Raw genomic sequence first — 13,303 nt, forward strand, 5'->3', positions numbered from 1 at the left:
GTCGCCGGCTCGCGGCCGACCTGGTCCCGACATCCTGTTCTAGATGGTTCTTTAACCCGCTTCGCAAGCCCCTGCCATCCCATCGGGCATGCGCTGGGGCGCATCATGTTGCCGGCAGGTCACTATCCGGGCGCGTCTCGTTCACGTCCACATCGACGAGCGGGCGCTGGAAATCCCCCGTCTCCGGGTCCATCGCCCACAATTCCCCGGTCGAAATGTCGAACCAGGCGCCGTGCAGCGTCAAGCGGCCCTTGCCCTCCAGGATGGACACACAGGGGAAGCTGCGCAAATTCGTGATCGAGAGGCGGATGGAGATGCGCTCCAAAGCCGTCTGCTTTTCGCCATCGGTCATCAGCTCCGACGCGCCGACCTGCCGGGCGACGGGCTCGACCAGGCTCATCCACTTGCCGATGAAGTCGCCGGGGGACAGAGGTTCGGAATCTTCCGCCAGCGCTGCCTTGATGCCGCCGCAACGCCCATGCCCCATCACGACGATGTGCTTGACCTTCAAAGCCTGCACCGCGAATTCCAGCGCCGCGGACGTGCCGTGGAACTCCCCGTCGGGCGTGTAGGGCGGCACGAGGTTGGCGACGTTGCGCACCACGAAGAGCTCGCCCGGTGCAGCGCCGAAGATCGTCTCCGGTGCGGCGCGCGAGTCGCAGCAGGCGATGACCATCGTATCGGGCGCCTGTCCGTCACGGGCCAGGGAACGGTAACGCTCCGTTTCCTGCAGGTAGCGTCCTTCGATGAACTGCCGGTAACCGGTCAGAAGATGTTCGGGCAACAGGGCCATCGTCATCGCTCCATAGCTGATCCGTGGGGCGGTCTACCTGTATTTGGTCCAATTTCACACAGTTTTCAGCGCCGCCCACCCTGGGTAGAGAGCCGGCGGACCTGCACCATGGCCATGGGAGATTTCAGGGCATCGGCATCGGTTTCCAGCGTCAGCTCGTCCGCCCCGCGCTTGGTCGTGCGGGCGAGGATCTCGAATACCGCCGCCGTGGTCGCCTGCAGGGCCTTCTCCGGGGATGCGCCGCTCAAGGTCCGCGCCAGGAACACCGCAGCCGTCAGATCCCCCATGCCATTGGGCGCGCCTTCGATCCGTCGATGCTCGGCCAGAGTGGCGGCAAACCCGTCCACCAGGAGATTGCCGATCCCCCCGCGCAGCATGGGGAAGGCGGAAGTGACGACGGTCAGGCGCGGGCCGAGGGCCGCGGCGGCCTCGATCAGATGGACGTTCGTCGTGAGTTCGAGCCCGGTCAGAAACTGCAGTTCGAAGCGGTTGGGCGTGGCGATATCGGCGAGCGGGAGGAGGCGATCCCGGATGGCGGCGAGCGTTTCCACCGGCTGATACAGATGCGCGCCGCTGTCGGTCCCATCGCCCAGGACCGGATCGCAGGCCACGATGGCCGCCGGGTTGACCGCCTTCAACGCTTCGATGAGCCTGGCGGCCTCTTCCACCTGCGCGGGCGAACCGAAATAGCCGGTCACGAGGCCACCGACTTCCCGCAGCTTGGGGGACGCCGCCAGATCCCGCATCAGACCGGCAAAGCCGGCATCGTCGGGGACGAGGCGCGTGGAGGGTCCGTGGCCGGGGTGCCATGGCAATGTCACGGTGGGCACCGACCATACGGGGAAGCCGAGTGATTCGAGCGCGAAGACCATGGCGCGATTGCCGACGGTCCCACGGACGACATGGCTGGAAATGGCAATGACGGCCGGTTTATCGGCGCCTGCGGTGTCAGGATGGGTCATGGACGCCATATGAGCGTTACGGCATGAGGTAGGTGACGACGAGTGAGCCGACCAGAAACAGGAAAAAGCCGAAGCCGGCAAGGCGGCCGATCCGTGTGCCGAGGACGTCGATCCGGTCCGACTGATCGGCATCCGCGGCCAGGAAATGCCGCCGCGCGCCGGTCACCATGCGCTCCACGCCGGCGCCCGTCTGAGGTTCGGTTTCCTGGCGGATGCGCGTCAGGATCGCCTCGGATTCCCGCTGCCGATCCACCTCGGTCTGACGATTTTTCATGCCTGACAGGGTGACGGAAAACCCGCGCGGGGGCAATGTCTTTCGCGCCGGGTCACGGCCCGAGCCAGGCATCGGGACAGGATAATCGGCCGGGTCGGGCAGCGCGCCGGCAACGGTCCGCAACGATAACGACGAACACCGGAAACGACCCCATCATGGCGACCCAACCCAAGCGTGCAATCATCGAGCGGGTGCTCGCAGAGACCCCGGCAGATCAGGCTGCGCATCGTCTCGTACCGCTTCTTCTGGCCCGGCCGCCCGCGACCGATCTCATCGCCTTCGCCCCGCGTGCCCTGGCCATCGCGGCGGACCGCGCGGCTGCGGCGCTGGCGCGGCACCGGTCCGGGGAGCCGCTGGTCGTCACCGAGGAGCCGGAGGGCTTCGCGCTGGACGGGCGGCCTTTGCTCCTCATCACCCTCGTCAACGACGACCGGCCCTTCCTCTTCGACAGCGCGGTGGCGGAAGTGGCCGATGCCATGCCGTCCATCCACTACATCTCCCATCCGATCCTCGACGTCCGGCGTGACGATGCCGGGCGGGTTGCGCAGTTTGCCGTACCGCAACCCGACGGCCCGGACGCGGCCGGCCGGGTCAGCCTTATGCAGTTCGCCCTCGACATCCCGACCGATCCGGACGCCGTCGAGCGCCTGGCGCACCGGCTGGAGCAGATTCTGTCCCAGGTTCTCCTGGTGAACCAGGATTTCGAAGCCATGCTGGCCCGCGCCAGGGCGGAGGTCGCGGCGTTGACGCGCAGCGCGGCACGCATCGGCGATCCGGAGCAAAAGGCCACCTACGATGAGGCGATCCAGCTTCTCGACTGGCTGACAGAGCGCAATTTCAGCTTCTTCGGCATGCGGGAATTCGCCTATACCCATGGCGCCGAAGGCGACAGTCTGAGCCGCGTGGACGGAAGCGAGCTCGGCATCCTGCGGGATCGCGACGTTCGCGTCCTGCGCAAGGAACGGTCCGACCTCGTCACCAGCCCGGAAATGCGCGCCTTCCTGGACGCATCGACACCGTTGATCGTGGCCAAGGCCAATACGCGTTCGCTCGTGCATCGGCGCGTCTACATGGATTATGTCGGCATCAAGCGCCTGGACGAAGATGGCCGCGTCATCGGCGAACTGCGGATCGTCGGCCTGTTCACATCCAGCGCCTACAACCAGTCTATCCTGTCCATTCCCTATCTGCGCCAGAAGGCGGAGCGGGTCATCGCGCGGCTGGATTTCCGGCCGGGGTCCCACTCGGCCAAGGCGCTCCTGAACATTCTGGAGACCTATCCGCGCGACGAACTCTTCCAGGTCGATGTCGACACGCTGGAAGGCTTCGTTACCATCATGATGGAGCTCAGCGAGCGGCCGCGCGTGCGCATTCTGCCGCGGATCGATCCCTTCGACCGCTTCGTATCGGCCATCGTCTACGTACCCCGCCAGCGCTACGACACCCGTCTGCGCGAAGAGATCGGCTTGCTCCTGGCGCAGGCCTATGACGGACATGTCTCGGCCTTCTACCCCTCCATCTCGGACGGACCGCTGACCTCGGTCCACTTCATCATTGGCCGTTCGGGGCGGGATGGACATATTCCCGAACCCGACACCGAGGCTCTGGAAGCCGACATCGCCCGGCTGTGCCGGGACTGGGCCACCGATGTCGGGCAGGCCCTCGCCAGCCAGACGGGGCGGGCCGGCGATTTCCGCCCTCTCGTCGCCAACCTTCCGGATGGCTACCGGGAGGTCACCTCACCGCAGGATGCCGCGCGCGACGTGGTGCAGATCGCCGAACTGTCACCGGGCCGGCCGATCGCCATCGACTTCTACCGGCTGGCCGCCGATCCCGACAGCTTGGTGCGGCTGAAGCTCTACACGCTGGGCGATACGCTCCCCCTGGCCACGCGGGTTCCCATCCTCGACAATATGGGGCTCTCCGCGCAGTACGAGCGCAGCTTCACCGTGTATCGGCCCGATGGATCCCTGGTCCATCTGCACGATATGGATGTGGTGCGGCGCAATGGCGGCCCGATCCCGCTGGAGGACGGCGGAGCGGCGATGGAAAGCCTGTTCCTGGCCGTCTCCGACGGACGGATCGAGAATGACGGCTTCAACCGCCTTGTCCTGGAGGCGGGTCTGGATTGGCGCCAGGCCAACGTCCTGCGCGCCTATGCGCGCTACATGCGCCAGGCCGGGCTGCCCTTTTCGCAGGACTTCATCGCCGAAGCGCTCGGGCGCTATCCGCATTATGCGCAAACGCTCTTTGCGCTCTTCGAGCAGAGCTTCGACCCTGCGTCGGCGCGCGTGCCCGACCCGGACCCGACGCATGGCGACGCGCTGGCGCAGATCGCATGCGAACGTGGGGCGGGTCGCATCTATGCCACGCTGAGGACTGCCCTGAACGACGTTGCGACGCTGGAGGACGACCGCGTCCTGCAACGCTTCCTGATGCTGATCCTCGCCACGCTGCGCACCAACTATTACAGCGTGCCCGACGTTTCGGCCGATCCTGCCAGCCGGCCCGATCGTGTCCACCCGGCACTCGCCTTCAAGTTCGATCCGCACCGGATCGAAGGCCTGCCGCAGCCTGTCCCCTTTGCCGAAATTTTCGTCTTCGACGCGCGTGTGGAAGGCGTTCATCTGCGGTTCGGCCGCGTGGCGCGGGGCGGTCTGCGCTGGTCGGACCGCAGCCAGGACTACCGGACGGAGGTGCTGGGCCTCGTCAAGGCGCAGCAGGTCAAGAATGCGGTCATCGTGCCTGTGGGCGCCAAGGGCGGCTTCTATCCCAAGCGCCTGCCCGACGCCTCCAACCGCGATGCCTGGTTCGAGGCCGGGCGTGCGGCCTATATCGTCTTCATCGCCTCCATGCTGAGCCTGACCGACACGGTCACGCCGGACGGAATCGTCACGCCGCAGGACATCGTGCGTCATGATGCGCAGGATCCCTATTTCGTGGTGGCGGCCGACAAGGGCACGGCAACCTTCTCCGATACGGCGAACGCCATCGCCATGGCGCGGAACTTCTGGCTGGACGATGCCTTCGCCTCCGGCGGATCGGCGGGCTACGATCACAAGGCCATGGGGATCACCGCGCGCGGCGCCTGGGAAGCGGTCAAGCGCCATTTCCGCGAAATGGACCACGATATCCAGACGGCGGATTTCACGGTCGTCGGCTGCGGCGACATGTCGGGCGATGTCTTCGGCAACGGGATGCTCCTGTCGCGTCACACCCGCCTGGTGGCAGCCTTCGACCATCGGGACATCTTCATCGATCCCGATCCGGATGCCGCGCGCTCCCTCGATGAGCGCCGCCGCCTCTACGACATGCCGCGGTCGAGCTGGGCGGATTACGACCGGACGTTGATTTCGCAAGGCGGCGGCGTCTATTCGCGCCGCGAAAAGCGGATCACCCTGTCGGAGGAAGCAGCGGCTGCGATCGGCTGGGACAAGCGCTCGGGCACACCCTCGGAAATCATCGCCGCCATTCTGCGTGCGCCGGTGGATCTCCTCTGGTTCGGGGGGATCGGCACCTATGTCCGCGCGGAGGCAGAGACCAACGCCGATGTGGGCGACAAGGCCAATGACGCCATCCGCGTCACTGGCCGCGAGCTGCGCGCCCGTGTGGTCGGCGAAGGCGCCAATCTCGGCGTTACGCAAAAGGGACGTATCGAATTTTCCGCCCGGGGCGGGCGGATCAACACCGACGCCATCGATAACTCCGCCGGCGTCAACACCTCGGACGTCGAGGTGAACATCAAGATCGCGCTCAAGAGCGCCATGGCCGAAGGGCGCCTGTCCCGAGAGGATCGCAACAGGCTTCTATCGGCCATGACGGACGACGTGGCGCGGCTCGTGCTCGTCAACAATTACGAGCAGACGCTCGCCCTTTCCATCGAAGAGATGGCTGGAGCGGACCGCCTGCCCCTGCAAGGGAGGTTCATGGCGCGGCTCGAATCCGAGAAGCGACTGGACCGCTCCGTCGAGCAGCTTCCCTCGGACCGCGAGCTTGCGGACTACAGGGCATCGGGACGCGGCCTCGTGCGGCCGGAGCTTGCGGTGCTTCTGGCCTATGCCAAGATCGACCTGTTCAATCAGCTGGCGGGCGGGTCCCTGCCGGACGATCCGTATTTCGACGCACGGCTCCTCGCCTACTTCCCGGGCGCCATGCGCGACGCGTTCGCGGCCGATATCCGCAACCATCGGCTCAAGCGGGAGATCGTCGCCACGCTGATCGCCAACGAGGCGATCAACCGGCTCGGCCCCGCCTTCCCCACCGCCATGTCCGACGCCACGGGTGTCACCGCCAGCCATGTCACCCGGGCCTTCATCGTGGCCTATGACGGGCTGGAACTGGAGGCGCTGTTCCGCCGCATCGACGCATTCGACACACGCCTGCCAGGCGCCGTGCAGAACGAGTTGTACCAGGCAGCCTGCCGCTTCCTGCAGATCGTCACCGCCTGGATGGTCCGCAACCTGCCGGCAGATACGGAAACCTCGGTGGCCGTCTCGGCTCTCAGGCGCATGCGCCACGACATGGAGCCGCATCTTCTCGACGTCGCCAGTGACCGGGCGAAGTTGAAGTATGATGAACGTCTCGAAAGCTGGCGCGGCAAGGGCGTCGACGACAGCCTGTCGCAAACCATGGCTCTGTTGCCGCTTATCGGCTTGATCCCGGACGCAGCGCGCGTTTCACGTGAAACGGGCAAGGCCGGGGTTCGTGTCCTTTCGGCCTATTTCCAGATGACGAAGCGCCTGCGGATCGGCCGGCTGGAGACGGCCCTTCTGTCCCTTCGGCCCGCCGATTATTATGAGACGCTGGCCCTGGAACGGGCGGGCAGCCATGTTTCCAATGCGCGGCGGCAACTGACGACCCTCGCTTTGACGCGCTATGGCGAAAGCGACGACCCCGTCGCCGCCTGGGCCGCTGCCGAAGGCGACAAGGTCGACCGCATCGCCGACCGGATCACCGAACTGGCCGGCACGGGCGAAACGTCGGTTGCAAGGCTGACACTGGCGGCAGGCTTGCTGATGGATCTGGCAGGGTAGCGGCACACACCGAAAGGGTTCGGGATGGAGGGGGCCCGGCGGCGCGTCGCCGGGCCCCTTCGCGCTTGCTAGTGCCGGAAATGGCGCATGCCGGTAAAGACCATCGCCAGCCCATTCTCGTCAGCTGCTGCGATGACGTCCGGGTCACGCATCGAGCCACCGGGCTGAATGACAGCCGTGGCGCCGGCCTCGACGGCGGACAGAAGGCCATCGGCGAAGGGGAAGAAGGCATCGGATGCGACGACCGAGCCCTTGGTCAAAGGCTCGCCGCCGGCAACCTTGGCCGCGTCCTCCGCCTTGCGCGCTGCGATGCGCGCCGAATCGACCCGGCTCATCTGCCCGGCGCCGATCCCCACCGTGGCGAGGTCCTTGGCATAGACGATGGCGTTGGACTTCACGTGCTTGGCGACACGGAAGGCAAAGCGCAGATCCGCCATTTCGGCGTCCGTCGGCTGCCGTTTCGTCACGACACGCAGATCGATATCGTCGACCACGCCATTGTCACGCCCCTGCAGGAGGAAACCGCCGGCAACGGATTTGACGATCAGCCCTGCGGCGCGCGGATCCGGCAGGCCTTCCGTCAGGAGCAGGCGCAGGTTCTTCTTGGCCGCGATGATCGCCATCGCTTCCGCATCGGCGCCCGGAGCGATGATCACCTCGGTGAAGATCTGGGTGATTTCTGCGGCGGAGGCCGCATCCAGCGGCCGGTTCAGCGCCACGATCCCACCAAAGGCCGATACCGTATCGCAGGCATAGGCGCGCCGGTAGGCTTCCAGGATGCTGTCGCCTTCGGCAACGCCGCAGGGATTGGCATGCTTGATGATGGCGACGGCAGCCGTGCGCGCAGGGTCGAACTCGGCCACGAGCTCGAAGGCGGCATCCGTATCGTTGATATTGTTGTAGGACAGTGCCTTGCCCTGGATCTGCCGCGCGGTGGCCACGCCCGTCCGCGCCTCGCCCGTGCGGTAGAAGCTGGCGGCCTGGTGCGGGTTCTCGCCGTAGCGCAGGCTTTCGGCCAGTCGGCCGCTCAGGCTGAACCGGCCGGGGGTGGTTTGCCCGAGCGAGGCGGCGAACCAGGCCGATACGGCAGCATCATATCCGGCCGTCAGGCCGAAGGCCTTGGCCGCCAGCTGCCGGCGCAGATCGAGCCCCGTTTCCCCGCCCCCCGCTTCCAGCGCATCCAGGACCGCGGCGTAATCGGCCGGATCGGTCACCACCGTGACATAGGGATGGTTCTTGGCCGCGGCGCGGATCATGGCCGGCCCGCCAATGTCGATATTCTCGACGATCGTCGCGGCATCGGCGCCGGAGGCGACCGTTTCCTGGAAGGGGTAGAGATTGACCACCAGGAGATCGATCCCGACAATGCCGTGCCGCTGCATGGCGTCGCTATGGGCCGGGTCCGCCTGGATGCCGAGCAGCGCCCCGTGGACGGAGGGATGCAGCGTCTTGACGCGGCCGTCCATGATTTCCGGAAAGCCCGTCAGCTCGGAAACATCGCGCACGGTAAAGCCGGCCGCCGTCAGCGCGCGTGCCGTGCCGCCGGTGGAGACGAGTTCGACACCGTGGCCCACAAGGCCGCGGACGAAGTCCTCGAGGCCCGTCTTGTCGAAGACGGAAATCAGCGCGCGCCGCATCCGCCTGCGGTCGGGCGCCGGAAAGGTATTTGCTGCAATGGCCATGCTGTTCCCCGTTTCACCGCAGGCGCGCTGCGATGGACTGGTTGCGATGTCATGCGGCAGGTGCTGCCGCCGATGAATGGCGGCTTGATAGAGGAAAAGCGGCACAAATCAAATCGTGACGACAGCCGGACGCTACTGGCTGCGTCCCTGGCGGAAGGGTTCCGTCTGTCGGGCGAGGTCGTCCATGGTCTGCGGGGCGACGGTGACGGCGCGGTTCATGCCGCCGCAACCGGCCAGGCTCGCCGATGCGGCACAGAGCAGGAATGCCAGTGTGATCGATCGTGCCATGCCCGCGCTCCTGCCCTGGACCGATGTAATTAGTCCGATCGCGCTCAAGTCAAACCGGGCAGACGCAAGACGCCGTCAGATGCGCCGTTCGAAGCGCCAGTGCACTTCGGTCTGGGCGGCGCCGGGCGTCACGACGATCTGCCGCGTGCGGCGCGGGCCCCGGGGATCGGACAGGAACACCGAATCCTCCAGGACCGGGCTGCAATCGGCAAAGAACCACCAGACCTCGCCGCCGGCGAAAAGGCGGATGCCGCTGCCGGCCGCCTCGGCTTCGACATCGGGGTGCAGATGGAACCGCAACTGCGCTTCGGCCTGGCTCGATTTGCGGGCGCGCCCAGGCCGGGTTGTGCGGAAGAGCTTGTCCGCACCCTCCAGGAGCCGCCCGTCCCGCGCCAGGAACAGCTCCCGCTCGTGGACGATGCCGAACTGGCTGCGGTAGCCATCATGGGCCATGCTGAGGAGCTGGCCTTCCGGCCGATCCTCGCGCGATGCCTTGACGCGCGTCGGCCCGGATACGAGCGGGCTGCCGAGAAAGCGGTCGATCAGCCCCGAACGCGCGAAGCGGGACGAGGAATGGTCGGCCACGGTGACCGTCGAATGGGCGGCCGTCGTGCGGGCAAGACGGCGCCAGGCGATGTCGGCCCGGGGCGGCGCGCCGCAATTGACGATCAGACGCCGGGCGCCCGACGAGAATTCGAAGGCCAGCGTTCCGGCATGGGCATCCACGGACAGGGCGCCCGGGGGTGTTGCGCCCGCATCTGCCAGGACGATGCAACCGCCCTGCCCCAGGCGGTGATATCCCGTCTGCCGCATATGGGACACCGGCTCGCCGAGCGTCTCGTCGAAGCGCAGGAGCGAGAGCATCAGGCCCTGGCTGCCCGAGGTGGCGCCGTTGAACAGGGCGATGGCCCCGTCCGCATGGCGAAAGAAGCGCAGTGCCGGCAGCATGCGGTCGATAGCGCCCAGGAGGCTGCGCGGCACGGGCTGGCGGCGCTGGCCGAACAGCTGCCGCAGCGGCAGGAGCAGGCTCAGTATGTCGATGATCGCTTCCGGATTGCGGGACACGTGGCCGCCATCCGCGTTGATCTGCCGGTCGAGCTCGTCCGACACATGCTGCGATGCCGTCTTGATCTGATGCCCGTGCGCGGGAAGGCACAGGGCGGCATAGGCCAGCGCGATGCGCACCAGAAGGCGCGGCATGCCATCGGTAACGTCCTGCGCAATCCGCCGCAGATAGCGCGCTTCCGCCGCCATCAGATCCAGGAAACGGCCACGGAACTCGTCGTCGCCCTGCGCCATGACGATGGGGCAATGGGTCAGGAAGCTGATCGTACGCCGGGCCATGACGGCTGGCAAAGCGGCGCAGGCGGCGCGGCGGCGGCGTGGCAGGAGCATGAAATCATTGACGAGCGCACGCGCATTCTCGGCGCACAGAGCGTCCTGCGCTTCCGAAAGATGGCGCAGCCACCGGAAGCCATACAGCTCTTCCAGCCAGGGCTGCGGCGCTTCGCGCAGTTCGAAGGGCGATGTATCGGTCACGTCGATGCGGTGGCCGGCCAGTTCGAAGGACCCGGCATAGATGGCTTCGGCGCGGGACACCTCGCCATGCTGGAATTCACGCGGGACGGCGAGGATCCGGTCCGGACCCGTCCCGGGCAGGATCGAAATCCAGGGCGCACGCGCCAGACGGCGCAGCCGCCGCCAGGCTTCCTTCAGCGCCAGGCCCACCAATCGCGGGTCGTCAACCAGTTCCGCAGCCATGCCCGGTCCCTCGATGCGTTCCGCCCCTGTCGGCGACGCACTGCTTTCGTCGCCGACATTTTCCGCAATCGAGGTAAATGTTTCCCTAACCCTCGCGGGCGTTTCCCCGCTTTATCAGGCGTGCAGCGTAGAAACCGTCCAGCCCCGCCAGGCCTGCATCCGCGTCCGGCAGCATGTCGGGCGTCGTCCGCAGATCGCCATTCTGCGCTATCGCCTCTTCCAGGCCGGGAACTTCATCCGAGCGCACGGGCTCCCGCTGGAAATCGTCATGCGCCGCCAGGAAAGCGTCCACGACGCCCTCACCCTCGGCCGGGTCGATCGAGCAGTTGGAGAAGACGAGGCGCCCACCCGAACGCACGAGCCCGGCTGCATGCGCCAGGAGATCGGCCTGCACGGCGGCGAGCTTGTCCACTTCCTCCGCCGACTTCACGTAGGGCACGTCGGGATGGCGGCGGATCGTGCCGGTCGAGGAACAGGGCGCATCCAGAAGCACGCCGTCGAACGGCGCCGCGAAGGACAGGCGCCGCAAATCGCCGGACAGGGTCGTGACCGGCAGCTTCAACCGGTCGAGGTTTTCCTGCAGCCGCCGCATCCGGTTGGGGGACAGTTCCACCGCCGTCACATGCGCGCCGGCCGCGGCCAGCTGCGCCGTCTTGCCGCCGGGCGCGGCGCAGAGATCGGCGATTGCCAGACCCTCCACCGGCCCGAACAGGCGCGCCGGCAGGCGCGCGGCCGCATCCTGCACCCACCAGGCGCCGTCTTCGAAACCGGGCAAGGCAGCCACCGTGCCGGCCGTGCCGGGGCGCAGCCGGAGCGTTCCGGTTGGCAGCAGGCGTGCGCCGAGGCGGTCCGCCCATCCCTCCGGATCCTCACGGGCAGACAGATCCAGCGGGGCGGCGTTGAGATGCGCCTGCGCCATGCGTTCGAGCCGCTCGCGGCCATAATGGGGCAGGAGCCGTTCCACCATCCAGTCCGGCATGTCGATCAGCCTGGGGCGCGACGCCGCCAGACAGGCGTCCCGCTCACGGCTGACGCGGCGCAGGACGGCATTGACGAGCGCCGCGAAACGCCGTGTGCGCGGGTCGAGATTGGCGTGCGTCACGGCCAGATCGACGGCTGCGGAGTCCGGCACGTCCAGGAACAGGATCTGCGCCATGCCCACATGCAGGATGTTGCGCAGCAATCCGGCATTGCCTGGCAAGGGCTTGTCGATACGCTCGGCAAGAATTGCGTCCAGGGTGCCATGCCGCTTGAGTGCGGTGGCCAGGATGGCCTTGACCAGGGCCTGGTCCCGCGGATCGAGCCGGCGGAAATCGGGATGGCCGTTCTGGCGGTCCGTCAGGGCATCGAGCGAGGTGCGGGAGGCCAGGACGGCGGACAGGAGGCGCGCAGCCACCTGGCGCGCCGGCAGGCCGGGCCTTGTTTCGGCTTCCAGCGGATCCACCGAACGCGGCTGTGTGCTGCGGGAGCGCTTCCCGGCCGGGGCGCTCAACCCCATGGTCCCCTGCGGCCACGCTCTGCCGACGGTGCGCCCGGGCGGCCCGCCCACGGCCCGCGCCGCTGCGCCTCGGACAGGAAGCCGCCGGAAGCCGGTCCGGCTGCCGTGCCGGCCTGCGCTGCCTGCGCCTGCAGGGCGGCAATGCGGTTCGCCGTATTGGGATGGGTCGAGAAGAGATTATCCATGCGCTGCCCGTTCAGGGGGTTGATGATGAACATGTGGGCCGTCGCCGGATTGCGCTCCGCATCGACATTCACGGTCCGTCCCGCCGCCGCGGAAATCTTCGCCAGGGCCGAAGCCAGCCACAGCGGATTGCCGACGATCTCGCCACCACGTCGATCGGCTGAATACTCCCGTGTGCGGGAAATGGCCATCTGCACGACCATGGCGGCGAACGGCGCCACCAGCATGGCCACGAGCACGCCGATGAAGCCGAGCGGGTTGTTGTTGTCGCGGTTGCCACTGAAGAAGAAGGCGAAGTTGCCGAGCATGGAGATGGCGCCGGCCAGCGTGGCCGTAATGGTCATGATGAGCGTGTCGCGGTTTTCCACATGCGCCAGCTCGTGCGCCATCACCCCGGCGACCTCTTCCGGCGTCAGCCGCTGCAAGAGGCCCGTCGTGGCCGCAACGGCTGCGTTGCGTGGATTGCGCCCCGTGGCGAAGGCGTTGGGCTGATCGTTCTCGATCAGATAGACGCGCGGCATGGGCAGGCCGGCATTGGCCGCCAATCCCTGGACAAGACGGTAGTAGTCGGGCGCCGTGCGCTCATCCACTTCATGCGCATGGTGCATGCGCAAAACCATCTTGTCGGCGTTCCAGTAGGCGACGATGTTCATGGCCAGCGCGACGAAGAAGGCGATCATCATGCCGCCACGTCCGCCGATCAACAGTCCGACGCCCATGAAGAGGGCGGTCATCACCGCGATCAGCATGGCGGTCTTGAGCATGTTCATGGACGTACGTATCTCCGTTGGACAGGGCAGGACGATATCATGCCTGGCTGGAAATCTGG

Annotated in this window: 9 protein-coding genes; 1 reads left to right on the top strand and 8 read right to left on the bottom strand. The window is 66.9% G+C overall.

The window, feature by feature from the left end; genetic code table 11:
* Positions 1-103: 103 nt before the first annotated feature.
* The 3 genes from AUL30_RS03840 to AUL30_RS03850 all read right to left on the bottom strand — a co-directional run bounded on the left by AUL30_RS03840 (position 104) and on the right by AUL30_RS03850 (position 2,029).
* Positions 104-793, bottom strand: coding sequence for a carbonic anhydrase (locus tag AUL30_RS03840; protein WP_062226817.1), 690 nt, complete (start codon positions 791-793; stop codon positions 104-106).
* A 65-nt stretch (positions 794-858) separates the two neighbouring features.
* Positions 859-1,755 carry a pyridoxal kinase PdxY gene (gene pdxY / locus AUL30_RS03845; RefSeq protein ID WP_062226554.1) on the bottom strand — a complete coding sequence of 299 codons (897 nt, stop codon included), beginning with the start codon at positions 1,753-1,755 and terminating at the stop codon, positions 859-861.
* A 16-nt stretch (positions 1,756-1,771) separates the two neighbouring features.
* Positions 1,772-2,029 carry a hypothetical protein gene (locus tag AUL30_RS03850; protein ID WP_083507678.1) on the bottom strand — a complete coding sequence of 86 codons (258 nt, stop codon included), beginning with the start codon at positions 2,027-2,029 and terminating at the stop codon, positions 1,772-1,774.
* 155 nt (positions 2,030-2,184) lie between these two features.
* Here AUL30_RS03850 and AUL30_RS03855 point away from each other — a divergent pair, with 155 nt between their 5' ends.
* Positions 2,185-7,062: an NAD-glutamate dehydrogenase gene (locus tag AUL30_RS03855; protein WP_062226556.1), complete on the top strand. Its 4,878-nt coding sequence runs from the start codon at positions 2,185-2,187 to the stop codon at positions 7,060-7,062.
* Positions 7,063-7,130: 68 nt separating this feature from the next.
* Here AUL30_RS03855 and purH read toward each other — a convergent pair whose 3' ends face one another.
* The 5 genes from purH to htpX all read right to left on the bottom strand — a co-directional run bounded on the left by purH (position 7,131) and on the right by htpX (position 13,244).
* Complete coding sequence (gene purH / locus AUL30_RS03860; protein WP_062226818.1) at positions 7,131-8,744, bottom strand: bifunctional phosphoribosylaminoimidazolecarboxamide formyltransferase/IMP cyclohydrolase; 1,614 nt, start codon at positions 8,742-8,744, stop codon at positions 7,131-7,133.
* Between the two features lie 132 nt (positions 8,745-8,876).
* Positions 8,877-9,032: a hypothetical protein gene (locus AUL30_RS19645; protein WP_157069878.1), complete on the bottom strand. Its 156-nt coding sequence runs from the start codon at positions 9,030-9,032 to the stop codon at positions 8,877-8,879.
* 75 nt (positions 9,033-9,107) lie between these two features.
* Positions 9,108-10,793 (bottom strand): heparinase II/III family protein, encoded by a 1,686-nt coding sequence (locus AUL30_RS03865; protein WP_083507659.1) that lies wholly within the window; start codon positions 10,791-10,793, stop codon positions 9,108-9,110.
* A gap of 85 nt (positions 10,794-10,878) precedes the next feature.
* Positions 10,879-12,291, bottom strand: coding sequence for an RsmB/NOP family class I SAM-dependent RNA methyltransferase (locus tag AUL30_RS03870; protein ID WP_062226557.1), 1,413 nt, complete (start codon positions 12,289-12,291; stop codon positions 10,879-10,881).
* On the bottom strand, positions 12,282-13,244 hold the full coding sequence (htpX, locus tag AUL30_RS03875; protein ID WP_062226558.1) for a zinc metalloprotease HtpX: 963 nt from the start codon (positions 13,242-13,244) through the stop codon (positions 12,282-12,284). Before htpX ends, AUL30_RS03870 begins: the two co-directional genes overlap by 10 nt.
* Positions 13,245-13,303: the final 59 nt, after the last annotated feature.

The sequence above is a fragment of the Aureimonas frigidaquae genome (genome assembly GCF_001463905.1).
In the GTDB taxonomy this organism is placed as follows: domain Bacteria; phylum Pseudomonadota; class Alphaproteobacteria; order Rhizobiales; family Rhizobiaceae; genus Aureimonas; species Aureimonas frigidaquae.